General features: G+C 64.7%; 23 protein-coding genes. 7 read left to right on the top strand and 16 right to left on the bottom strand.

Annotated elements, in window-relative coordinates; translation table 11 throughout:
• The first annotated feature begins 14 nt into the window (after window positions 1–14).
• Complete coding sequence (locus EN862_RS11600; protein WP_127866927.1) at window positions 15–911, top strand: AraC family transcriptional regulator; 897 nt, start codon at window positions 15–17, stop codon at window positions 909–911.
• A 28-nt stretch (window positions 912–939) separates the two neighbouring features.
• On the opposite strand, the gene EN862_RS11595 is transcribed toward EN862_RS11600, so the two are convergent.
• Window positions 940–1,926: a zinc-dependent alcohol dehydrogenase family protein gene (locus EN862_RS11595; RefSeq protein WP_127866926.1), complete on the bottom strand. Its 987-nt coding sequence runs from the start codon at window positions 1,924–1,926 to the stop codon at window positions 940–942.
• Window positions 1,927–2,029: 103 nt separating this feature from the next.
• Between EN862_RS11595 and EN862_RS11590 the strand changes: the two genes are divergently transcribed.
• Window positions 2,030–2,932, top strand: a complete 903-nt coding sequence (locus EN862_RS11590; protein ID WP_127866925.1) for a LysR family transcriptional regulator — start codon at window positions 2,030–2,032, stop codon at window positions 2,930–2,932.
• 249 nt (window positions 2,933–3,181) lie between these two features.
• Here EN862_RS11590 and EN862_RS11585 read toward each other — a convergent pair whose 3' ends face one another.
• From EN862_RS11585 to EN862_RS11550, 8 genes are all read right to left on the bottom strand, one after another.
• Window positions 3,182–4,201, bottom strand: a complete 1,020-nt coding sequence (locus EN862_RS11585) for an isopenicillin N synthase family oxygenase (protein ID WP_127866924.1) — start codon at window positions 4,199–4,201, stop codon at window positions 3,182–3,184.
• Between the two features lie 219 nt (window positions 4,202–4,420).
• Window positions 4,421–5,077 (bottom strand): methionine ABC transporter permease, encoded by a 657-nt coding sequence (locus tag EN862_RS11580; RefSeq protein WP_127866923.1) that lies wholly within the window; start codon window positions 5,075–5,077, stop codon window positions 4,421–4,423.
• Window positions 5,058–6,149, bottom strand: coding sequence for a methionine ABC transporter ATP-binding protein (locus EN862_RS11575; protein WP_127866922.1), 1,092 nt, complete (start codon window positions 6,147–6,149; stop codon window positions 5,058–5,060). Before EN862_RS11575 ends, EN862_RS11580 begins: the two co-directional genes overlap by 20 nt.
• A 77-nt stretch (window positions 6,150–6,226) precedes the next feature.
• A complete protein-coding gene (locus tag EN862_RS11570) occupies window positions 6,227–7,078 on the bottom strand; it encodes a MetQ/NlpA family lipoprotein (RefSeq protein ID WP_127866921.1) in 852 nt (283 codons plus the stop codon).
• Between the two features lie 201 nt (window positions 7,079–7,279).
• Window positions 7,280–8,077: an amino acid racemase gene (locus EN862_RS11565; RefSeq protein ID WP_127866920.1), complete on the bottom strand. Its 798-nt coding sequence runs from the start codon at window positions 8,075–8,077 to the stop codon at window positions 7,280–7,282.
• Window positions 8,074–9,411 carry a cation:dicarboxylase symporter family transporter gene (locus EN862_RS11560; RefSeq protein ID WP_245519559.1) on the bottom strand — a complete coding sequence of 446 codons (1,338 nt, stop codon included), beginning with the start codon at window positions 9,409–9,411 and terminating at the stop codon, window positions 8,074–8,076. The genes EN862_RS11565 and EN862_RS11560 overlap by 4 nt, the downstream gene beginning before the upstream one ends.
• A gap of 29 nt (window positions 9,412–9,440) precedes the next feature.
• Window positions 9,441–10,277, bottom strand: coding sequence for a transporter substrate-binding domain-containing protein (locus EN862_RS11555; RefSeq protein WP_189401721.1), 837 nt, complete (start codon window positions 10,275–10,277; stop codon window positions 9,441–9,443).
• A 202-nt stretch (window positions 10,278–10,479) separates the two neighbouring features.
• Entirely contained in the window at window positions 10,480–11,163 is a 684-nt protein-coding gene (locus tag EN862_RS11550; RefSeq protein ID WP_127866918.1) for an SDR family NAD(P)-dependent oxidoreductase, read from the bottom strand.
• Between the two features lie 188 nt (window positions 11,164–11,351).
• Here EN862_RS11550 and EN862_RS11545 point away from each other — a divergent pair, with 188 nt between their 5' ends.
• On the top strand, window positions 11,352–12,467 hold the full coding sequence (locus EN862_RS11545) for an anhydro-N-acetylmuramic acid kinase (protein WP_127866917.1): 1,116 nt from the start codon (window positions 11,352–11,354) through the stop codon (window positions 12,465–12,467).
• 81 nt (window positions 12,468–12,548) lie between these two features.
• Here EN862_RS11545 and EN862_RS11540 read toward each other — a convergent pair whose 3' ends face one another.
• Window positions 12,549–12,971 carry a GNAT family N-acetyltransferase gene (locus EN862_RS11540; protein ID WP_127866916.1) on the bottom strand — a complete coding sequence of 141 codons (423 nt, stop codon included), beginning with the start codon at window positions 12,969–12,971 and terminating at the stop codon, window positions 12,549–12,551.
• 94 nt (window positions 12,972–13,065) lie between these two features.
• Window positions 13,066–14,250: an MFS transporter gene (locus tag EN862_RS11535; protein ID WP_127866915.1), complete on the bottom strand. Its 1,185-nt coding sequence runs from the start codon at window positions 14,248–14,250 to the stop codon at window positions 13,066–13,068.
• A gap of 48 nt (window positions 14,251–14,298) precedes the next feature.
• Between EN862_RS11535 and EN862_RS11530 the strand changes: the two genes are divergently transcribed.
• Window positions 14,299–14,838, top strand: coding sequence for an Lrp/AsnC family transcriptional regulator (locus EN862_RS11530; RefSeq protein ID WP_127866914.1), 540 nt, complete (start codon window positions 14,299–14,301; stop codon window positions 14,836–14,838).
• Here the strand turns inward: EN862_RS11530 and EN862_RS11525 are convergent.
• Together EN862_RS11525 and EN862_RS11520 are read right to left on the bottom strand one after the other, a co-directional pair.
• On the bottom strand, window positions 14,835–15,338 hold the full coding sequence (locus tag EN862_RS11525) for a hypothetical protein (RefSeq protein WP_127866913.1): 504 nt from the start codon (window positions 15,336–15,338) through the stop codon (window positions 14,835–14,837). The genes EN862_RS11530 and EN862_RS11525 overlap by 4 nt on opposite strands.
• A gap of 95 nt (window positions 15,339–15,433) precedes the next feature.
• Window positions 15,434–16,258 carry a class I SAM-dependent methyltransferase gene (locus tag EN862_RS11520; protein ID WP_127866912.1) on the bottom strand — a complete coding sequence of 275 codons (825 nt, stop codon included), beginning with the start codon at window positions 16,256–16,258 and terminating at the stop codon, window positions 15,434–15,436.
• An 83-nt stretch (window positions 16,259–16,341) separates the two neighbouring features.
• Here EN862_RS11520 and EN862_RS11515 point away from each other — a divergent pair, with 83 nt between their 5' ends.
• On the top strand, window positions 16,342–17,295 hold the full coding sequence (locus EN862_RS11515) for a LysR family transcriptional regulator (protein WP_127866911.1): 954 nt from the start codon (window positions 16,342–16,344) through the stop codon (window positions 17,293–17,295).
• Between the two features lie 32 nt (window positions 17,296–17,327).
• Entirely contained in the window at window positions 17,328–17,510 is a 183-nt protein-coding gene (locus tag EN862_RS11510; protein ID WP_348632072.1) for a helix-turn-helix domain-containing protein, read from the top strand.
• Between the two features lie 396 nt (window positions 17,511–17,906).
• Here the strand turns inward: EN862_RS11510 and EN862_RS11505 are convergent, their stop codons facing one another.
• A complete protein-coding gene (locus tag EN862_RS11505) occupies window positions 17,907–18,242 on the bottom strand; it encodes a hypothetical protein (protein WP_127866909.1) in 336 nt (111 codons plus the stop codon).
• A gap of 66 nt (window positions 18,243–18,308) precedes the next feature.
• On the bottom strand, window positions 18,309–19,142 hold the full coding sequence (locus tag EN862_RS11500) for a helix-turn-helix transcriptional regulator (RefSeq protein ID WP_127866908.1): 834 nt from the start codon (window positions 19,140–19,142) through the stop codon (window positions 18,309–18,311).
• A 98-nt stretch (window positions 19,143–19,240) separates the two neighbouring features.
• On the opposite strand from EN862_RS11500, the gene EN862_RS11495 reads away from it, so the two are divergent.
• Window positions 19,241–20,143 carry an SDR family oxidoreductase gene (locus tag EN862_RS11495; protein ID WP_127866907.1) on the top strand — a complete coding sequence of 301 codons (903 nt, stop codon included), beginning with the start codon at window positions 19,241–19,243 and terminating at the stop codon, window positions 20,141–20,143.
• A gap of 16 nt (window positions 20,144–20,159) precedes the next feature.
• On the opposite strand, the gene EN862_RS11490 is transcribed toward EN862_RS11495, so the two are convergent.
• Entirely contained in the window at window positions 20,160–20,885 is a 726-nt protein-coding gene (locus tag EN862_RS11490; RefSeq protein ID WP_189401719.1) for a GntR family transcriptional regulator, read from the bottom strand.
• Window positions 20,886–20,939: the final 54 nt, after the last annotated feature.

The following is a 20,939-nucleotide window of genomic DNA, read 5'->3' as shown; positions in this document are numbered from 1 at the left end:
CAGATTTATGCGGCATGAACAAAATTGCCGACCTGGCTCAGATGATCGCGCGGTTCGCGCCGGCTTCCGGCATGTCCGGCACCGCGGTGCCTCGGCTGTCGCTTATTCGCGCCGACCATCCCAGCGCGCCGGTGCCGGCGGTCTATGAAGCTTCGCTTTGCATAATCGCCCAAGGGTCGAAGCGCGTTTCGCTGGCCGGCCAGAGCGTGGTCTATGATGCATCGAGCTATCTTCTTGTTTCGGTCGACCTGCCTCTGGTCGGCCATGTTCTCGAGGCCAGTCCGGCCGCGCCATATCTGTGCTGCAAGATCGACTTCGACCCCGCGGCACTTGCCGACCTGCTGGTGACGGAGCGGCGGGTTTCTTCCGAGAAGGACGTGCCCGTGCTTGCCGTCTATCCAAGCGACCCGGACCTGATCGATGCCGCGTGCCGATTGGTGAAGCTGCTCGATCGCCCCGAAACCATCGATGTTCTGGCCCCGCTCGTGGAGCGCGAAATTCTCTACCGTCTGCTCACCGGTCCGCATGGCGCAACGCTTCGTCAAATGGGAACCGTCGACAGCCACCTGAACCAGGTGAGCCGCGCCATCGCCACGATCCGGAACGGCTTCCAGGCGCAGTTGCGCATCGACGAGATTGCCGCGGCGTCAGGCATGAGCGCGTCGTCGCTTCATGCCCACTTCAAAGCGATCACGCGCATGACCCCGCTCGAGTATCAAAAACAGCTACGCCTGCAGGAAGCGCGAAGGCTGATGCTGGCTGACGGAGCCAACGCCGGCACAGCCGGCTTCGCCGTCGGCTACGACAGCCCTTCGCAGTTCAGCCGCGAATATCGGCGCCTGTTCGGCGCCCCGCCCCGTCAGGACATCGAGCGCCTTCAGGCTATACCCGGCTCGGCCGAAGCCTATTAAGCCTTTGGCCGAGCGGGCGAAGCGCGCCTCAAACCACGACCACCACCTTGCCGAACTGTTCGCCCGCCTCGAGAAAGCGGTGCGCCTCGACGATCGCCTCGAACGGAAACGTCCGGGCGACGATCGGCTTCAGGGCGCCTGATTGGAGCCCGTCGAGGATGAAGGTCTTGGCGGCTTCCAGCCGGCCGGGATCGCCGGTGATCTCGTGAACAAGGTAGCCGCGCAGCATCAACGTCTTCGCCAGGACCTCGAACAGCGGGAACGGCGTCGGCTCGGGGCTGAGGCCGCCATATTCGATGAGAATGCCGCCGCGTGCCATCGCGGCTGCAAGAGGCGTGAAGATCGGGCCGCCGACCGGGTCGAGCACGACGCGCACGCCTTGCGGCGCGATCGCTCTCAGCCGCGCCTCGAGATCGTCTTCAGCCAAGGCCACCACATCCGCAGCGCCGGCATCGAGCAGCGCCGTCTTCTTGGCCGATGTCCGGGTGACGGCGATCGGCACGGCGCCAATTCTGTTGGCGATCTGGATTGCGGCGAGCCCGACGCTGCTCGACGCGGCGGTGATGACGACGGGCTCGTCACGACGGAGACGGGCGATATCGATCAGCGCGCCATAAGCGGTGAGATATTGCATCCATGTCGCGGCGGCGGCCTCGAACGAAAGCGATGGCGGATGTTTGACGACGAGTTCAGCCGGAAAGGTGACGAACTCACCATAAGCCGGCCAGCGAGCCATGGAGCGCGGCGGGATGATGCTGACCGCATCGCCCGTCGCGAAACCACCGACGCCCTCGCCGATCGCCTCGACAATGCCGGCCGCCTCAAGACCTAGGCCTGACGGCAGCGGCGGCGTTTCGATGTAAGTGCCGTTGCGCATCGAGGCTTCGGCGCGGTTCAAGCCCAGTGCCCTGACGCGTATCCGCACCTCGCCAGGACCTGGCAACGGAACCTCTTTTTCCTCGCTGCGAAGCACCTCGGGACCACCGTGACTGTGAAAGCGAACAACCCTTGCCATCCATGCAACTCCAAATCGAATCGATGGAATGGAACTATGCAGAGGCGTGAAGAGCCGATAAATCGCTGTGCAGGCAGAACAGTCGAAACGCCGGGTTTTCAATATGGACCGCCTCGAAAGCATGGAAGTGTTCGTGAAAGCCGTCGACCTCGGCTCTTTCACCGCCGCTGCGGCGGCGCTTGACCTTTCGGGGCCGATGGTCGGCAAGCATGTCCGCTTCCTTGAGGAACGCCTTGGCGCACGGCTCATCAACCGTACGACGCGCCGGCAGAGCCCGACCGATTTCGGGCGCGCCTATTATGAGCGCTGCAGGATCGTGCTGGCGGAAGCGCAGGCGGCCGATGCATTGGCAGCCGACCAGTTGTCCGAGCCGCGCGGAAGACTGCGCGTGACGATGCCGACACATTTCGGTCGCCACTGCGTCACGCCGATCCTACTCGCCCTTGCCCGGCACTATCCGACACTGGAGTTGGACCTGTCGCTCAGCGACCGCTTCGCCGATCTCGTCGAGGACGGCTTCGATCTGGCGATCCGCACCGGCGCACTGGATGACCGGGCTGGCATCATCGGGCGCCGAGTCGCGCGCCAGCGCATGGTTGTCTGCGCTTCGCCGTCCTACATCGAGACCTCCGGCCGACCGGTTCAGTTTGAGGACATCGCCAGCCACCAGGCAATTGTTTACCGCCGTCTCGGCCAGGCACTGCAGCCATGGCTGTTCCCGCGCGAGGATGGCTCGGTAACCGAGATCGCGCCCGTCGGCAGGCTGCGGCTCGACGACCTCGACGCCATCGCCGATGCGGCGACCGACGGCATGGGACTGGCCTGGCTGCCATATTGGCTGGTGCGTGAGCGTTTCGAAGCGGGCAAGCTCATCCGCGTGCTGCCCGACCAGCCGGACTATCTCTACGATTGCCACGCACTCTGGCTGCAGGTGCCGCATCTGCCGCTGAAGGTGCGGCTGGCCATCCATGCGCTGGCGGCGGGATTGCCGAAGCTGATGAGCTAGGCCGCTTGGTCGATATCGTCTTTGCCTAGTCCGGGCATCCCCAGGCATTTGAAAGAAAAAGGCCGGGCGCGAAAGCGGCCCGGCCAAGCATGAAGGTCATAACCTTCAGAGGGGAACATCACCCGGCGCAATGGGAGGAAAACACCGGGCGACAATGCCTATTTGGGGTCACCGCGGTGTATTTTCCACGAACGAAATTCCAAAAAAGAGCAAGAATGCGGAAAATCTCGCCCTGACGCGTCTCAATCGTCAGCCGGCGGCCGATGCTTTTTCCAACAGATCCGCATAATGGCGCCGAGCCACGTCGGGATGGGACCTCAGCCGGCTTTTCAGCACATTGGCGCCGACGTTGCGGAACAGCGGGTTATCCGGGTCCCTGGCCGGGCCGCGCGCCTCGGCCGCCAGTTCCTCCGGCAGGTCGAGCAGCGGGATTGTGGCGTCGAGCCGGGCGCTGAAGAAGAACGGCACCGAAATCCGCTCGACGCCGGCGGGCGGCGTGACGACACGATGCACGGTCGCCCTAAGATAACCGTTCGAGGCGAGTTCGAGCAGCTCGCCGATGTTGACGACGAGCGTCTGAGGGATCGGGTCCACGTTCACCCAGCTGCCGTCATATTCGACCTGCAGGCCCTTGTTCTCGTCCTGCAGCAGAAGGGTGAGGAAGCCGCCATCCTTGTGCGCGCCGACGCCCTGGTCGTCGCCGGTCGTGTCGCGGCCGGGATAGCGCACGATCTTCATGCGGTGGTTCGGCTCGCCGCGATAGATCGCATCGAAAGCGTCCTCCGGCTGGTCGAGCGACAGCGCGAAGGCCTTGAGCAGCCGGATCGCCACATCGGTCGCCTTGGCTTGCCAGGCGAGCAGCGCCGGCTTCAGATCGGGGAGCGCGGCAGGCCACTGGTTCGGGCCCTGCAGCCGCGTCCAGGGCGGCACGCCCGGCCCTTGCGCAATGGTCGCGCGTTCGACGCCGATGTCGAGCTGCTCGCGCCAGTCGGCCTTGCCCCTGGTCAGCTCGCCGCCGGCGCGCGTATAGCCGCGGAACTGCGGCGACTTCACCATCTCGATGGCGAGCTTGTCGGCTTCCGGCAAGGCGAAGAAGCCGCGCGCGGCACCCAGCACCGAGTCGATCTCCGGCTGGGTGATGCCGTGGCCGCTCAGATAGAAGAAGCCGACATCGCGGGCGGCGGTGCGCAAATCAAACAAGAAAGTTCGAAGCTCGGATGGACCCTGCTCCAGGCGGTCGAGATCGAGCACCGGAATTATTCTTGGCATGGACAGGCTCCTCTTGGCGGCAACTTTCTATTTTCGCAATTCCGGACGGAAAACCGCCGCGCACTTTTCCTGGAATTGCTCTGGCAACCCCAGCCGCACGATGACATCAGCGGCATTGCTGGTGAAGAAACACACCGACCAATCTCATTGCAAACGGAGCAAGCCGGCGCTCAATTCCCGGCTTTTGCGGCAAATTGCGTTCGCCTCCGGCGCCTGCCCTTACCCGCGGTGGTCCAGACGAGCGACCAGCCGGTCGCCGATCCACTGGATGCCGCAGACCAGCACGATGAGCACGACGACAACGGCGACCATGACGCTGGTTTCGAAGCGCTGGTAGCCGTAGCGGATGGCGAGATCGCCGAGACCACCGGCGCCGATGGCGCCGGCCATGGCCGAGGCGCCGACGAGCGTCACCAGCGTCACGGTAAAGCCGGCGACGATGCCGGGCAGCGCCTCCGGCACCAGCACCTCGCGGATGATCGTCCAGCGGTTGCCGCCCATGGCGCGCGCCGCCTCGATCAGCCCGAGGTCGACCTCGCGCAGCGACACTTCGGCGATGCGCGCGTAGTAGGGCGTCGCCGCGATCGACAGCGGCACGATGGCCGCCCAGGTGCCGATCGAGGTGCCGACGATCAGCCGCGTCACCGGGATGAGCGCCACCAGCAGAATGATGAAGGGCACCGAGCGGAAGCCGTTGATGACGGCGCCGAGGATGCGGTTGACCCAAAGGCTCTCGGCGATGCCGCCGCGATCGGTGGCGACCAGGGCAAGGCCAAGCGGCAGGCCGAAGACAAGCGAGATGAGACCGGACGCGCCGGTCATCAGCACCGTCTCCCAGATCGAGCGAAGCAGGAGTTCAAACAGGACCGGCGACATGGCCAAGCACCTCCACCCGCGCGCCGCGGTCTTTGAGGAATGCGATAACCGCCGCCAGATGCCTGGCATCGGCTCCAGGAACAGCCACGAACAGCGTGCCGACCGGCTGCTGCTGCACATGGTCGATGCCGCCGTGCACAAGCCGGAACGCGCCGGGCACGCCGGCGCTCAGTTCGGACAGCAGCGGGCGACGCGCGGCTTCTCCGGCGACATCGATCCTGAGAATCGTTTCGGTGCCTTCGCCCGCCACCAATTGGCTGGCGATCTCGGGCGGCAGTTGGGGCCGGATGCCGCCGAGCAGGCTGCGGGTGATCTCTGATTTCGGATCGGCGAAGACCTGCCAGACGGCGCCCTCCTCGACGATGCGGCCGGCATCGATCACCGCCACGCGATCGGCTATGGAGCGGATCACCTCCATCTCGTGCGTGATCAGCAGGATGGTGAGGCCGAGCCTGGAATTGATGTCCTTGAGCAGCGCGAGGATTGAGCGCGTCGTCTCCGGGTCGAGCGCCGATGTCGCCTCGTCCGACAAGAGCAGCGCCGGCCGCGCGGCCAAAGCCCTGGCGATGCCGACGCGCTGCTTCTGGCCGCCCGACAGTGAAGCGGGATAGGCTTTGGCCTTCTCCGACAGGCCGACCAGCTGCAGCAATTCAGCCGCGCGGGCCATGCGCTCGGCGCGCGTCCGCCCTTCGATCTTGAGCGGCAGCGCGACATTGTCTTCGACGGTCTTCGCCGACAAAAGGTTGAAGTGCTGGAAGACCATGCCAATGCGGCGGCGCAACGGCTGCAGCTCGTGTTCGCTCAGACGACTGATCTCGCGACCCTCGATGAAGACCTCGCCGGAATCCGGCCGCTCCAGCCCGTTCAGGCAGCGGATCAGCGTCGACTTGCCGGCGCCGCTGCGGCCTATGATGCCGAGGATCTCGCCCTTCTTCACAGTAAGCGAGACGCCGTCGAGCGCCGCCGTCGCGCCGAAGCGGCGCTTCAGGTCTACGAGGCGGACAACGTCTTGCGACGCGGCTGGTTCGACAGCGACCGGGTCGCCCGTCTCAGCCGTGACATGCTGATTCATCTCTGTTTCCGTACCGCTCAAATGCGAGGGCGGCCCGCTCAAAAGCGGACCGCCAACTTCAGATAGCCAGGCGCCGGTCAATAGGCGCTGATCCCGGTGCCCTTGTAGACCTTGTCGAACTCGGCCTTGACCGTTTCGTTCTGGTAGGAGGCGACCAGCGTCTTCACCCAGGGCTCGTTCTCGCTTCCGGCCTTGACCGCGATGAAGTTGCGGTAGGGATTGTCCGCCACCGGCTCCTGCGCGATGCGGTTTTCAGGGCCGAGGCCGCTCTTCAGCGCCCAGTCGGTGTTGACGACGGCGGCGTCGAGATCGTCGACCGAACGGCCGACAATGCCGGCGTCGAGCTCCTTGATCTCAAGCTTCTTCGGGTTGTCGGCAATGTCGGCGGTGGTCGCCAGGATGCCGGTGCCGTCCTTGAGCTTGATCAGGCCCTCATGCTCCAGCACATGCAGCGCGCGGCCCTCGTTCGACGGATCGTTCGGAAGCCCGACGACGGCGCCTTCCGGCAGGTCGGCAACCTTGGCGTGCTTCTTCGAATAGAGGCCGATCGGCCAGACGCCGGTATAACCGACCGGCACGATGTGATAGCCTTGCGTCTTGATCTGGTTGTCGAGATAGGGCTTGTGCTGGAAGGCGTTGGCATCGATCTCGCCGCGCTCCAGCGCTTCGTTGGGCTGGGTGTAATCGTTGAAGACGATGGTCTCGATCGTCAGCCCTTTCTTGGCCGCCTCGGCGGTGACGACGCGCCAGACATCCTCGTCCTCGCCACTGATGATGCCGACCTTGATCGCCTTCTTGTCCTCGGCGAAGGAGGGCGACGGCGCAGTCAGGCCGATGACGGCCAATGTCGTGGCGAGAAGTGCCGCCAGTCCGGCGCGCCTGGTGATTGACGTAACGAGAGAATTTGAAGCGCTGCCGCGTTCTGACATGATGCGTTCCTTGCAATCTTGAAATCATTTCGGCCCGGCGGGATGCGAAGCCTTGATCTCAAGCATCACCAATGCTGCCCGCTCGGGCAAAGAAGCGCATTTCCTCTCAGACGGGAGGCGGAAAATATTCTCTCAAAGATTTTATGACTTGGAGAACATTGGCTGCTGGCAGCCGGTTTTACGCGATCAAGCGGCAAGCGCTCAGGAGGCCTGCTGCGCGACTCGCCAGCTCAACCGATCGCTTCCCCGCAAGCGAGGCACAGTCGGCAGGCCCCGCGCTTCCTGTACGCCGAAGCCCAGCCGCATCAGGCTGGCCCGCGCCAAGGCTGCATTGCTGTCGATGACGATCAATCCGTTCGTGTCGTTGAGGCTGGCTGCCACGACGGACAGTTCCGTGCAGCCAAGCAGGGCGACATCGGCGCCGGCCATTTGCGCGAGATGAAGCGCGCGCTCGGTCTCGGCAGCGGCTTGCGCGATCGACCCGGCCTTGACGAGCATGATCGCGCTGTCGACGCGTTCCTGAAACTCGGCGTCCGGCGGAAGGCAGAGGTCGAACCCCGCCGCCGATATCCTGTGCTGATAGAAACCGGAAACCAGCGTGCCCCGGGTTGCGAGGTTGGCAACCCTGCCCCGGTCCAGGCTGCGGCGGATTTCCGCCACCACGGCGTCGCCGATGTGGATGATCTCGGCTCGCGAGTCCGCCGCCAGCCTGTCGTACCAATGATGGGCGGTGTTGCAGGGCATGGCGATGCAGGCAACGCCGAGCGCGTTGAGCGTTGCGACCGCGGCCTGCAGCGGCGCCAGCGGACCGTCATGGTTGCTGAGGATCGCTTCGGTCCTGTCGGGCAATTGCGGCACGCTAAGGATGACGGAAGGCACATGCTCGTTGTCGCGCAACGCTTCGGTCATCCGGGTCAGCTTGAAATAGAAGTCGGCCGACGCCAGCGGTCCGAGGCCGCCGATGATGCCGAGCTGCGGGCGGACGCCGTCGTCGATCATCGGGCCGGCTCGGCTTCGAACTCTTGCGCGACGGCTTCGTCAGACTGCGTCGTCTCCCTGTGGCTGGGCGCTATCATTGCTGTACTCGCCGCCACAGTGGAGACGCTGGACAGCGTCATCAGCGTGTCCACGGCCGCGTCCACCGCGACGAACAGGGCGAACGCCGCCTCGAAGGGAAGCTTCAGATAGCCGCAGACGATGGACATCTGCGATAGGATGAGCAGGCTGCCCATGCCGCCTGTCGTCAGCGCCAGAAGCGCGGAGACGACGCCGACAAGCAAGAGGTCCGGGATCGCCAGCTGATGGCCGTAGAGCTGGGCAATGAACAGGGCGCCCGAGGTGTAGACCAGCGCCGGGCCGGTCCGCAGCAGCGCCGCTTGCAGCGGCACGAGCAGCTCGACCACCACCAGGTTGAAGCGCAGCCGTTCGCTTAAAAGGTTTATGACCCAGGGCAGCGAGGCGACCGTGGAGCGCGTCGTGATGGCCACCATCAGGAGCGGCTGAAGGGTCTTGATCGTGGCCCAGTAGCTTCGCCGCGAGCGTATGGCGATGATAGCAAACGCGCCGGCGAGGAATGTCAGGCAGGAAAGGCCCATCACCAGCAGATAGCCGCCCATCAGCATCAGCGGCTTGGTGCCGGTCGAGGCGGTCTGGTCGGCGATCAGGATGAAGGTCGCAAAAGGCAATCCCCAGACGAACCAGTTGGTCAGCACCGTGCAGGCCCGGTACACGGCGTTCAGCGCCTGTGAGAGGCTGAGCGACGAGGGCTGCGGGATCTTGCCCATCGCCAGCCCGAAAAGCAGGCAGAACAACAGCACCTGAATGGTCTGGCCCGAGGCCAGCGCGTTGAAGACGTTGTTCGGCACAAGATCCAGGAAGATCGAATGGCCGCTGTTCGCATCGCCGGTGGGCGGCGGCGGCTGGAACGGGAATGCGAGATCGGTGGAAACGCTGCCTTGCGAATTGATGAACTCGCCAAGCTCGATACGCGATTGCGGGTTCTCGATCTGGCCGGGCTTGAGGATCAGCGAATAGGTGCCGCTGACCAGCACGGCGAGGAACGACACGACCAGCACGGCTATGCCGACCTTGCCGAGGTAGCGGACCGATTTCGGGTCCTGGACCATCGCGGTGATCGAGAAGATGACGGACGAGACAAGGTAAGGCAGGACGACCATCTTGAGGAAATTCAGGTACACCTGCGCGACGGGGCTGATCGCATGGGCGAAGGCTGGATAGTAGAGCCCGCACAAGATCCCGGCCAGGATCATGATGATCGTCGTCAACGGCGAGCGCAGGATGCGCTTCGGCGCCAGGCGCCAATCGAGAGGCATGGGTGCGGCTGCATCCGAGACGGCCATTGTCAGGCCTTGCTCCCCTGGCGATAGCGCGCGATGATCTCGTCGGTGTTGAGGACCTGCTGGCCCCTTGCCAGATCGAGATAGAGATCGACAAAGGCCGCGAGATGCGGATTGGCCGGGCTGACGCCAACCGCTATGGTGTCGACCTTGTCGGTCAGCGTGATGGAGCGCGCGACGACCGTCATCGACGGATCGTCGACCATCAGCTTCTTGATCTCGAAATCATCGCGATAGGCGAGGTCGATCGTGCCGTTGCGGATCGCATCGATGACGGTGTTCCAGCCCGCGAAGCGCTGGATGGTGGCATGCGGAAAGGTCACCGCTGCATAGGTAGCGAAGGACGAGCCTTCGATCACGCCGAGCTCGCCGGAGAAATCGCGGATGATCTGCTCGGGCGGCTTGCCTTGTGTGATGCGCGCCAGGTTAACGCGATTGGCGAGCAGACCCTGGTGCAGCATGGCGTAGGGCCGGGAATAGAGAATCGACCGGCCGCGTTTAAGCGTGCGGCTGAGCTTGCCGATCGCCAGGTCGGCCTCACCCGAGGCCAGCTTTTGCACCATGGCATCGAAGGTCACGGCGGACCGGTCGAACACCGGTTCGACGCCAAGCTCCGCGGCTATGCCGCGCGCAAGGTCCATGTCTATGCCCTTGTCCCCTGAGCCATCGGCCGGAAAGAACGGATCGGAAGCGAAGGCCGGCATGGCGATGCGCAGCCTGTTGTCGCTGACGATGGGTTTCGGAGCGTCTTGCGCCTGGGCCGGCGTGGCCAGGGCTTGCGCCTGCGCGACCAGCAGCCCTCCGCCTCCGGCTGCAAACAGCGTACGACGTGTAAGCGGCATGCCTATTCTCAATTCGCGCAGGAGAGCCGGACAACAGATCTGACCGTTCCGCAGTATGCACGCCGAAGTTAAGTAAAGGTATCTTTTATTTTTCGCCTTTTTACATTGCGGATCGCTAAAATGGCATCAGTAAATATGCAGACTTTCTAAAATAACATGTCCACGGCAGTGCGCGTTATTGTGCGCTTGGTGCAGTGGGCCGTCAGAACGTCTCGACCCAGGGCCTCAGCTCGACCTCGAAGCTCCAGGCGCTGCGATGCTGGCGATGGACGGCGAGATAGGCCTCGGCGATCGCATCGGGTGACAAATGGCTGTCCGGCCGCTCGGGCGTCCTCGCGGGCGACGCGATCTGGCCGTCGATAATGAAATGAGCGACATGGATGTTCTTCGGGCCGAGCTCGCGCGCCATCGATTGCGCCAGCCCGCGCAAGCCGAATTTGGGCATGGCGAAACCGGCCGAGCCCGGAAAGCCTTTCAGGCTAGCCGTAGCGCCGGTGAACAGGATCGAGCCGGAACCGCGCGCAAGAAGCCGGCGCGCCGCCTGCTGGCCGACCAGGAAGCCGCCATAGGCGCCGACGAGCAGGGCCTGCTTGACCGCTTCCGCGTCGAGTTCGGCGATCGGGCCGCGCGTGCGGCCGCTGGCATTGAAGACGGCAATTTCGAGCGGACCCGCCTTGTCGGCCTCCTCGAACAGCCGCTCGACGGAAGCCGGGTCCGACACGTCGGTTTCCACGGCCACCGCGCCGGTTTCCTTCAGCAGCGCGGCAAGCTTGTCGACATTGCGCGCGGCAAGGACGAGGCGGAAACCTTCCTTGGTGAGAAGCCGCGCCAGCGAGGCGCTCAGCCCGGAGCCGGCGCCCGCGATCACTGCAACATTGGCTGCCATGGGTCTTCTCCTGCGATAGCTTGATGTCGGTCGTGCAGGCTCGCGCCTTCGGCGGCAAGAGGCAAGAACGTGGTTGCTCGATTTTCGCCATTTGGCGCAAAACGCCGCCTGGATGGGCGCGGCGAAAGACTTGCCTGCCGCGCCGATCCGTCCGACACGTGGTTCGACGACGATTCGGGGACAAGACCATGAAACCAATCTGGGCCGTCGGCCTGATGACCGGCACGGTGCTCGACGGCAATATTGACGTGGCGCTGATCAGGACGGACGGCGAGCGCATCGCCGACACCGGCACCTACACGCTGGCCCCCTACCCGCAATCGATCCGCACGTTGCTCGAAGAGACGCTGCGCCAGGCGCGCGCCTGGGATTTCGAGGGACCGGAGCCGGCGATTTTTCGCGAGGCCGAGGAGGCGCTGACGCGGGCGCAGTCGGCGGCGGTCAACGATCTGGTCGAGAGCCAGGGCATGCGCATTGCCGATATCGGCATCGTCGGCTTCCACGGCCAAACCGTGCTGCATCGCGCGCCGCAACCGGGACGGATCGGCCGGACGCGCCAGCTCGGCGATGGCGAGCTGATGGCCTCGCTGCTCGGCACCAAGGTGGCCTACGATTTCCGCTCGGCCGATGTGGCGGCCGGCGGGCAAGGCGCGCCTCTTGCGGCCGCCTATCATGCGGCGCTGCTCAAGCAAGCGGACGCCAGCGGTGAAACCGCGGTGCTCAATCTCGGCGGCGTCGGCAACATCACCTGGTGGGACGGCAAGGACAATATCGTCGCCTTCGACACCGGGCCGGCCAATGCGCCGGTGAACGATTTCATCAAGGCGAAGGGCCTCGGCGAGATGGACCGCGACGGCAGGCTGGCGGCTGCAGGCACGGTCGACGAGGAAAGGCTCGCGCGGCTGCTTGCGCATCCGTATCTGACAAAACCCTACCCGAAATCACTCGACCGCTTCGACTTCACCGCGGCGATGGCCGACGGGCTGAACGCCGAGGATGGCGCAGCATTGCTGACGGCCTTCACCGTCTCCGCCGTCGGCAAGGCGCTCGACCTTTTGCCGCGAAGGCCGAAGCGGCTGGCGGTCAGCGGCGGCGGCCGCCACAACCCGACGATGATGGCGATGCTCGAAAGCCGCGCCGGCGTCGAAGTGGTGCAGGCCGAGGCGCTTGGCTGGAAGGGCGACGCCGTGGAGGCGGAGTGTTTCGCTTTCCTCGCCGTGCGCGTGCTGCGCGGCCTGCCGATCAGCTTTCCAAGCACCACCGGCGCACCTGAGCCGCTGCGCGGCGGGAAGCTCGCGGGCTAGTTTGTTTTTGGCGCAATTCCGGACGGAAGGCTACGGCGAATACGTCGAGCCTAACCGCTCCACACTTTTCCTGGAAGCGCTCTAAGGCAGCTTCTTCTGCAGAAAGACGCGGCGGCGGCCGACCGGGAAATCCGGCAATTCGCCGAACGGCTGATAACCCTGACGCCGATAGACCTTCTCGGCGGTCGGATTGAAGGTGTCGATCCAGGCGCCGTGGCAGCCACGCGCAATCGCCTCCTGCTCGGCGGCGTCGAGCATATCGGCGGCCGTGCGGCGGCCGCGCAGCTTTTCGTCGACCCAAAGCCACTGCACGTAGAGCCAGCCCCAGGCGGTGTAGCCGGAAACGCCGGCGACGATGACGCTATGCTCGTCGCGCACCAAAACCGCCAGCGGCTTTCGACCTGACGCGCCGACATCGGCGTCGTTGAAGGCGGTGAGGTTCCCGCTCAGGAGAGCGAGGTCCTGTGGCAAGGGTTCCGCGGTGATCTCAAGGCTCGTCTTCATCGGCTGCGGCTCCGGTTCGCAAGCCAGCCTTAGAGCAATGCAAGGAAACTGCGAAACGGTTTTCCGTCCGTAAGCGAGGAGTGAGGCAGACCTGTTACCGAGGACCGACTGATCGCCATGCCGCGGCCGATGCCGCCACCAGCATCAATCCCGCGGCGATCAGGGCGCAGTTGGCGAAGCCCAGGCTCGTGTAGAGCGGGCCGAAGCCTGCGGTGCCGACAGTGACGGCGAGATAGGTGACCGCGCTGTTCAGGCCCATTATGGTGCCGCGTTGCGACGGGTCGAGGGCGGTGAGGCGCATGACCAGCACGTTCAGACCGAAATGGTTGGCCAGGCCCCAGACGGAGATCGTCGCGATCAGCAGGCCGAAGCTACCACTCGCCAGCGCGATCGCGACATAGACAGCGGCGACCAGAAGATAGGCGAAGGGCATGACACGGCGCGCGCCGAGGCGATCGATGACACCATCGAGCAAGGCGGCCGCGCCGAAGCCGAGACCGTAGGCGACGGCCGCCAGGCCGTTGGCGCTGACCGGCTCGCCGAGAGCTTCATGGAGATGATCGCCGAGATAGCCGTAGACGCCATAGAAGGCGGTCATGAAGGCGCCGCAGGCAATGAGCAGCGGCAGGATGCCGGGAACCGTGAGCGCGCCGAGCGGCGACGGCGCGGGGCCGCTCTTCCTGGCATCGTGCAACGAACTCATCGCCAGGCCGGCAACGGCCGCTGCCGCCAGCAGTGCTACCACGGCGAACACAGCGCGCCAGTGGATGAGATCGGCGAGCACCGCCGACAGCGAGACGCCGGCGACCATGGAAAGCGTCCAGCCGGTCAGCACGACGCCGATGGTGCCGCTTTCGCGGCCGGGCGGCGCGATCGCGGCCGAACTGGCATAGATCGCCGGCATGGCGATACCGGCGGCAATGCCGGCGACGAGCTGGGCCGTCACGAGCAAAGCGACGGTCGGCGCGAGCGCGCTGGCGACCAGCGCCAGGGCCAGCAGCAGCAATGCGCCCTGCAGCATGCGGCGCGCGCCGATACGGTCGATGTAGCGGGCAAGGAAGAGCGCGCTGGCCGAGGTGCCGAGGCCGAAAGCGGCAGCCGCCGTCATCACCGCCGGCACGCTGGCGCCGAACGACGCCGCGACGGCCGGCGCGATCGGTCCCAGAACCAGCGAATTGGAGCCGATGACGGCGATGCAGCCGGTCAGCAGATAGGCTGAGGCCGGGATCGGCGCGCGGGGCGCCTCAGTCATAATTGCTGATTGATTGCTGTTCGACATATCATCATAATGGCCGAATTAAATTCCGCATCAACGGAGAATTTCCATATGGACGCAGAAACAGATGACATTCAGCCGAACAAGCAGCCGGCCCGTGAGATCGACCCGATCGACCGAAAAATATTAGGCGTTCTCGTCGAGGACGCGACCATCAGCTATGCCGATCTGGGCGAGCGCGTCGGCCTGTCGCCGCCGGCGGCGCATGAGCGGGTCAAGCGGCTGAAGCGCAGCGGCGCCATCCGCGCCACATCGGCCATCATCGATCCGCGGGCAGTGAAGAAGCCGCTGCTGGCCTTCGTGCATATCGACACAAGAGGCTGGGGCAAGACGCCGGAACTGATGGCGGTTTCCAAATATCCGGAGGTCGAGGAGATCCATACGGTCGCCGGCGACACCTGCATGCTGCTCAAGGTGCGCACCGAGGACACGCGGGCGCTCGAAGGGCTGCTTGCCCGTCTCTACGACACGCCCGGCGTCACTTCGACGCGCAGCTATGTGGTGCTGTCGACCTATCTCGAGCGTCCGGTGCAGCCGGAGATCACCGGCGAATGGCCGGCGCCCAAGCACATGGCGAACCCTATGTATTAGGCCGTTGCCGGCTGATGGCGCCTGGATCGCGCCAGCAGATAAAAGGCCGCGACATGCGTGATCATCAAAAGCGGCACGTAGATGACCGGGATCGCATAGGTCGCGCCCAACTGCCCGGCATGACCGGGAAGGTCGAGCATGACGCCGTGATAGTAATCGCCGACAAGGTCGACCACGCCCACGACGTTGAAGGCGACGACGAAGGGCCAGAAGATAGCGGGCCTCGCCACTGCGAGCAGCGCCAGCATGGCGAGGAGTCCGGTCGCAAAGTCGCCATAGGCGGCGAAGCTTGCGAAGCCGGGAGCAAGATCAGGGCCGACCACGCCGGGGATGAGGAAGACCAGCCCGAAGAAGCGGAAGCTGTGCAGCGTGGCGATGGCGCGCTGCGCCTCGATCGGCTCCATCGACCCCAGTCTCGGCCAGATATAGGCGGCAAAGCAAAGCAGCCAGGGCACGTAGCCAAGCCCAAGTTGGATGTTCAGGATCATCGCCGGTGACATCCGCGCCTCCTTTCAATGTTAGTTTTCGCAATTCCGGACGGAAGGCTACGGCGAAGTCGCCGAGCCTAACCGCTGAACACTTTTCCTGGAATTGCTCAGTTGACCGGAACAGCTTCGAACACCGCGGTGAGGATACCCAGCCGTCCCTGCATGAGATTGCGTCCGAGATTGGTGGTGAGTTCGGCGAAACCCTGCCCCATGACGACGCCGAGATTGAGCGGCGGCGGACCGGAGGCGCGGAGTTCGGCGAACCAGGCCTTGGCTATGGCCGTGTCGTCGCGGCGGACCAGCGCGCCGAAGCCGGCGGCCTCGATCGCCTCGCAGGTCGCTTCGGCGGTCAACAGGAAGCTTTCGCCCGGCGTCTTCGCCCACGGCACCGGATAGAGTGGATCGCCACCGCTCAGCACGACATCGAAGGTCGCGAATTTTCCGCCCGGCTTCAGCACGCGCCTGATCTCGCGGTAGAGCAGCGGCCGGTCGGCGATGTTCATCGCCACATGCTGCAAAAGCGCGGCATCGAAGCGGCCGTCTTCGAAAGGCAGCTCCAGCGCGCTGCCGGTTTCGAACGACACCTTGCCGTCCTGCCCGGTTCGCCGGGTCAGATAGCGCGCGGCCTCGACGAAGGGTTCGCTGAGATCGACACCCGTCACGTGGCAGCCATAGGTCTCCGCAAGAAAGCGGGCCGGCCCGCCGACGCCCGATCCGACGTCGAGCACCGACATGCCGGCTGTGATTACGGCCAGATTGGCAAGCTCCGCTGTCGCGGCCAGCCCGCGGGTGTGGAACTGATCCAGCGTAGCCAGCTGCTCGGGCTTCAACCGCTGTTCCTCCGGCCCAAATACCGCCAGCGCCGTCTTCAATCGATCGGTGAGGCCGGTCGCGCGGTAGTGATCGCGCACGCGATCGAGTTCGTCGGTCATTGCACTTCCCTTCAGGCTTCCTCGTCGCGCAAGAAATACGGCCACTTTCGGCCAGCGACTATCAGCGATAATGTCGATGGGTCATGAAGCAGAACTTCACAGTCCGACACGGCGCGCTCGACGGCGTCGAGGCCTTCTTGAGCGTCGCAAGGCACCGCAATTTCCGCAAGGCCGCGGCCGAGCTTGCCGTCACCCCGTCGGCGATCAGCCAGGCGATACGCACGTTAGAGGCGCGCATAGGTGCCGCGCTCTTCATCCGCACGACGCGCAGCGTCGGCCTCACCGAAGCCGGCGAGCGCTTTTTCGCGCGCGCCCGGCCGGCCTTCGAGGAGTTGATCGCCGCGAGCGAGATCGCCCGCGACATGGGCCAGCGGCCGGCGGGGCTGTTGCGCCTTTCGGTGCCGCCGGCCGTGGTGCCGGTGCTGCTGGAGCCGATGATCGCCTCCTTCTGCCAGGCCTATCCTGAGATCGAGCTGGAGATCGTCGCCAGCGGCGAACTGGCCGATCTCGCCGCCGAAGGCTTCGATGCCGGCATCCGCATCGGCGATCTGATCGCGCCCGATATGGTCGCGGTGCGCCTGACGCCGTCCTTTCCGATGGTGGTCGTCGGCAGTCCCGATTATCTGCGCCGGCGCGCTGTACCCGAGCGCATCGAGGAACTGCGCGACCATGCCTGCCTGCGCCTGCGCCGCTCCAACGGTTCGGTCGCGCCCTGGTCCTTCGTCGACGGCAACAAGACGATAGAGGCGATCGTCTCGGGACCGCTGATCGCGCACGACTATCCGTCGCTGCTCGGCGCGGCGATCCAAGGTGTCGGGTTGGCGCAGGTGCCGAGCCCGATCGCCGACGCGCCGATTGCCGACGGGCGCCTGCAGGCGCTGCTTGGCCGTTTCGCGGTGACCACGCCGGGCGTTTTTCTCTATTATCCGGAACGGCACCAGGTGCTGCCCAAGCTGCGCGCTTTCATCGACCACATAAGGCAGCCGGCTGACACAGACCCTTCCCCGAAGCGGTCGGGCAAACGGCAGCCACGCTGACGCTTCGAGTCTGACGGTTCACCGGGCCGGCTGTGTCTGAGATATTTGAGCTGCATGCATGGTTGGAAGCGGCGCGCATGGCTGTGGAAACCAGCAACGCGCCACTCGGCCGCATCGCCGGGGAAACCGGCTTCGGCGATCCCGGCCGCATGCGCCGCGCCTTCATGAGAAGCTTCGGCCAGCCGCCGCAGGCGCTCAGGCGCGCGGCAAGGTAGTCCTGGCGCGCTAATTCCCCGACACAGGGATTTTGAAAGGTTGCCGTTTGTCTTGGCGCAGGATTTTCCGTTCATTTGCGTGAAATCAGCGCAAACGCCGGGGATTGGTCGAAGCCGCCCCAACCTCGTCATTCTATGGCGGAGCAAGGAGCGAAGCGACGCGGCGTAGACCATAGAATCCATGCCGTGACTTCGAAGCGTTGCCGCGGTGCAGAATTCTGTTCCGTTGCACGCCTTGGCGAAGGTAACGGCATGGATTCTAGGGTCTTCGCGACGGAGCTTCGCTCCTGCTTCGCCCTAGAATGACAATCGCGATGGGCGTTTCGGCCAATCTCCAACGCATGCCGGCTGCCAACGCAAACAGAGCCGACCGCTCAAAATCCCTGTGCGGTGCCACTAGTTTCTCTCATGCCAAGCAAGGAACCTGCTTATCTCTTCCCGTTTGTCTTGCGACAAACCGGCAAGGAGCTTCTCGTCCAGATACCCTTTCCGGATTAGACCGCCAAAGACAACGGTCAGCTGCGAGTAGCGATAGTCGAACATCTGCTCAAGGTTTCGCCGTTGCTGTCTCAGATAATCTTCGATCTCCCACATATCGGAAAAGGTCGCCGCATCGCTGGCCTTCTTTTTGAATTCGGCCAGCTTCTTGCCGAGCGCCACCTCCAGCGCCGCATCGAAAGCAGCGCGAGCAACCTTCTTTTCGGACGGAGACCATTTCAGATCGAAGTTCATGGAATAGCTCCCTGGTCCTGCAGCCAATCTCAGACGCGCCGTGAGGCAAAGACAAAGGGCACGGCGTCAGCCGGATCGAGACGCGATCAGCGATTGAATGCGTTCCGCGTCCGCCTGCGTCACGGGATTGTAGACGATCATGCCGAGCTCGGGCCGACCGTCCACGGCAAAGACCGAGAACTCCAGTTCGATCAGTCCGATCTCAGGATGCCGCAGGCGCTTCACGCCTTCGCCATGCGCCGGGACGACATCATTGTCGCGCCAGAGCGCGGCGAACTCGGGGCTCACCCGCGAAAGCTCCTCGACGAGTTCGGTGACCTCCGCGCCGGCGCCGGCACGGACGGCGTCAGCCCTGAACGAGCCAACCACGAAACGCGCGACGCTCTGCCAGTCGTCCTGCGCGTCCCGCACGCGCGGATTGCCGAACATCAGGCGCAGGATGTTGCGCTGCTCGCGCGGCAGCTTGGAATAGTCGGTCAGCATCGCCGCGGCGGCGCGGTTCCAGGCCACCACATCCCAGGTCGCGGTCTTGATGATTGCCGGGCTGGGGTCCAAGGCGTCGAGGACACGCTGCAGGCGCGGCGTCACGCTGTCCACGCCTCTGTAGCGGACCTCCGGCGGCCGCCCGAGACCCAACATGAACAGATGCTCGCGCTCGGGCTCGGTCAGCATCAGCCCGGTCGCGATGCGGTTGAGCACATCAGCGGACGGGGCGCCGCCTCGCCCCTGCTCCAGCCAGGTGTACCAGGTCGGGCTGATATTGGCGCGCTGCGCCACCTCTTCACGCCGCAGGCCCTGGGTGCGCCGTCGCCCCGTGGCGAAGCCGAACGCCGTCGGATCGAGGCGCATGCGGCGATCTCGCAAAAAGGTGCCAAGCCTGTTGCACGTGTCGATGGGCATTGCGATCCTGTTGGCAATTATACCATGATAAGATCACTACTTTAACAGAATGAGCTATAGCGCAAATAAGGCCTCCAAACAACCACAGGAGACCTCCCATGCGTGTATTCCTTACCGGCGCGACCGGTTTCATCGGTTCCAGGATCGTGCCTGAGCTTCTCGCCGCCGGTCATCAGGTGCTTGGCCTGACCCGCTCCGATGCCGGCGCGCGATCGCTTGTCGCCGCCGGCGCCGAGCCGCATCGCGGCGACCTCGAAGACCTCGACAGCCTGCGCGACGGCGCGGCGAAATCGGACGCGGTGATCCACACCGCCTTCGACCACAATTTCTCGAACTTCGTCGCCAATTGCGAGAAGGACAAGCGCGTCATCGAAGCGCTGGGCGGCGCGCTCGCCGGCTCGGACCGGCTGCTCATCATCACGTCGGGCGTCGGCATGGGCTCCGCCGAACATGGACAACCGGCGAGGGAAGACGTCTTCAACACAGAGCATCCCAATCCGCGTATCCTGTCGGAACTGACCGGCCAAGCGATGGCCGAGAAGGGCGTCAAAGTATCGGTGGTGCGCTTGCCTCAGGTGCATGACACGGTGAAGCAGGGCCTGATCACGCCGCTGATCGCGCAGACGCGGGGCAAGGGCGTGTCGGCCTATCTCGGCGAAGGCCGCAGCCGATGGTCGGCGGCGCATGTGCTGGATGTCGCGAAGCTCTACCGTCTGGCGCTGGACAAGCAGGACGCCGGCGTGCGCTACAACGCCGTCGCCGAGGAAGGCATCCCGGTGCGCGAGATCGCGGAAGTGATCGGCGCCGGCCTCAACGTGCCGGTGGTCTCGCTGTCGCAGGAAGAGGCGGCGGACCATTTCGGATGGCTTGCCATGTTCGCCGGTCTCGACATGCCGGCGTCGAGCGAATGGACGCGCCAGCATCTCGGCTGGCAGCCGACCGGACCCGGCCTGATCGCCGATCTCGAGCGGATGGATTATTCGCAGGCGGCCGCAGCCTAGCCAGTCCTCCGGCGGTTCAGCGACCCGGCTGGACCGCCGTCTGCAACAAATCCGCCAGGCTGTCGGATTTACCCACCTTGTCGGTTAGGTCGAGACCGGAGAGCAGGTCGACCAGATGGCTGTTCATCAGGGCGGCGGCGTCGGCGCTGTCGCCGGCCTCGATGGCGTCGACCAGCGCATGATGGGCATGCTTCTCGCAGGTGGCGTCGCGGCGCTTCCAGTAGAGCGCGATAATCAGCGAGGAGTGCGAGACGAGGTCACGCACGAAGTTGGTGAAGACCGAATGCGCCGCGATTTCGGCGATGCCGACATGAAAGCGCGCCGACAGCATGATGGCGTCGCTGTCGCGGCCATCATGCAGCGCCTCATGCTCCTTTTCGAGATGGTGGCGCAATTGCACGATGTCCGACGGCACCGCCGCCCTGGCGGCAAGCGCCGCCACCTTGGGCTCGATCAGCGCCCTCGCCTCGAACACTTCCCGCGCCTCGATCTTCGATGGCTGAGCGACGAAGGCGCCGCGGTTGGGCTCCAGCCGTGCAAGCCGGTCGTGCGCCAACGCCTGCAGGGCGGCTCGAACGACGGTGCGGCTCACCGAATAGATCGAGGCCAACTCGTCCTCCGGCAGCTTCGTGCCCGGCGCGAGGCGATGGCTGACGATGGCGTCCCTCAGCCCATAATAGATCGGCGACCAGCGCGCCGCCGGCTTGTCTTCTCGATCGTCTTCCCTGAGTACCGTCAACATGCTCTTCAACGCGCAGGCGCAGCACGCCTGATTTGCCTCCATTGGTAGAGGTCG

It is taken from the genome of Mesorhizobium sp. M2E.F.Ca.ET.219.01.1.1 (assembly GCF_004016445.2).
Classification (GTDB): domain Bacteria; phylum Pseudomonadota; class Alphaproteobacteria; order Rhizobiales; family Rhizobiaceae; genus Mesorhizobium.
Note: the sequence above shows the minus strand (reverse complement) of the source record. Positions and strands in the feature narration are given on the sequence as shown.

Bases quoted from the DNA above. Each gene is read 5' to 3' on its own strand.
- EN862_RS11600 (WP_127866927.1), top strand. From the start codon at position 15: ATGAACAAAATTGCCGACCTGGCTCAGATGATCGCGCGGTTCGCGCCG.
- EN862_RS11595 (WP_127866926.1), bottom strand. From the start codon at position 1,926: ATGGCAAGGGTTGTTCGCTTTCACAGTCACGGTGGTCCCGAGGTGCTT.
- EN862_RS11590 (WP_127866925.1), top strand. From the start codon at position 2,030: ATGGACCGCCTCGAAAGCATGGAAGTGTTCGTGAAAGCCGTCGACCTC.
- EN862_RS11585 (WP_127866924.1), bottom strand. From the start codon at position 4,201: ATGCCAAGAATAATTCCGGTGCTCGATCTCGACCGCCTGGAGCAGGGT.
- EN862_RS11580 (WP_127866923.1), bottom strand. From the start codon at position 5,077: ATGTCGCCGGTCCTGTTTGAACTCCTGCTTCGCTCGATCTGGGAGACG.
- EN862_RS11575 (WP_127866922.1), bottom strand. From the start codon at position 6,149: ATGAATCAGCATGTCACGGCTGAGACGGGCGACCCGGTCGCTGTCGAA.
- EN862_RS11570 (WP_127866921.1), bottom strand. From the start codon at position 7,078: ATGTCAGAACGCGGCAGCGCTTCAAATTCTCTCGTTACGTCAATCACC.
- EN862_RS11565 (WP_127866920.1), bottom strand. From the start codon at position 8,077: ATGATCGACGACGGCGTCCGCCCGCAGCTCGGCATCATCGGCGGCCTC.
- EN862_RS11560 (WP_245519559.1), bottom strand. From the start codon at position 9,411: ATGCCTCTCGATTGGCGCCTGGCGCCGAAGCGCATCCTGCGCTCGCCG.
- EN862_RS11555 (WP_189401721.1), bottom strand. From the start codon at position 10,277: ATGCCGCTTACACGTCGTACGCTGTTTGCAGCCGGAGGCGGAGGGCTG.
- EN862_RS11550 (WP_127866918.1), bottom strand. From the start codon at position 11,163: ATGGCAGCCAATGTTGCAGTGATCGCGGGCGCCGGCTCCGGGCTGAGC.
- EN862_RS11545 (WP_127866917.1), top strand. From the start codon at position 11,352: ATGAAACCAATCTGGGCCGTCGGCCTGATGACCGGCACGGTGCTCGAC.
- EN862_RS11540 (WP_127866916.1), bottom strand. From the start codon at position 12,971: ATGAAGACGAGCCTTGAGATCACCGCGGAACCCTTGCCACAGGACCTC.
- EN862_RS11535 (WP_127866915.1), bottom strand. From the start codon at position 14,250: ATGTCGAACAGCAATCAATCAGCAATTATGACTGAGGCGCCCCGCGCG.
- EN862_RS11530 (WP_127866914.1), top strand. From the start codon at position 14,299: ATGGACGCAGAAACAGATGACATTCAGCCGAACAAGCAGCCGGCCCGT.
- EN862_RS11525 (WP_127866913.1), bottom strand. From the start codon at position 15,338: ATGTCACCGGCGATGATCCTGAACATCCAACTTGGGCTTGGCTACGTG.
- EN862_RS11520 (WP_127866912.1), bottom strand. From the start codon at position 16,258: ATGACCGACGAACTCGATCGCGTGCGCGATCACTACCGCGCGACCGGC.
- EN862_RS11515 (WP_127866911.1), top strand. From the start codon at position 16,342: ATGAAGCAGAACTTCACAGTCCGACACGGCGCGCTCGACGGCGTCGAG.
- EN862_RS11505 (WP_127866909.1), bottom strand. From the start codon at position 18,242: ATGAACTTCGATCTGAAATGGTCTCCGTCCGAAAAGAAGGTTGCTCGC.
- EN862_RS11500 (WP_127866908.1), bottom strand. From the start codon at position 19,142: ATGCCCATCGACACGTGCAACAGGCTTGGCACCTTTTTGCGAGATCGC.
- EN862_RS11495 (WP_127866907.1), top strand. From the start codon at position 19,241: ATGCGTGTATTCCTTACCGGCGCGACCGGTTTCATCGGTTCCAGGATC.
- EN862_RS11490 (WP_189401719.1), bottom strand. From the start codon at position 20,885: ATGTTGACGGTACTCAGGGAAGACGATCGAGAAGACAAGCCGGCGGCG.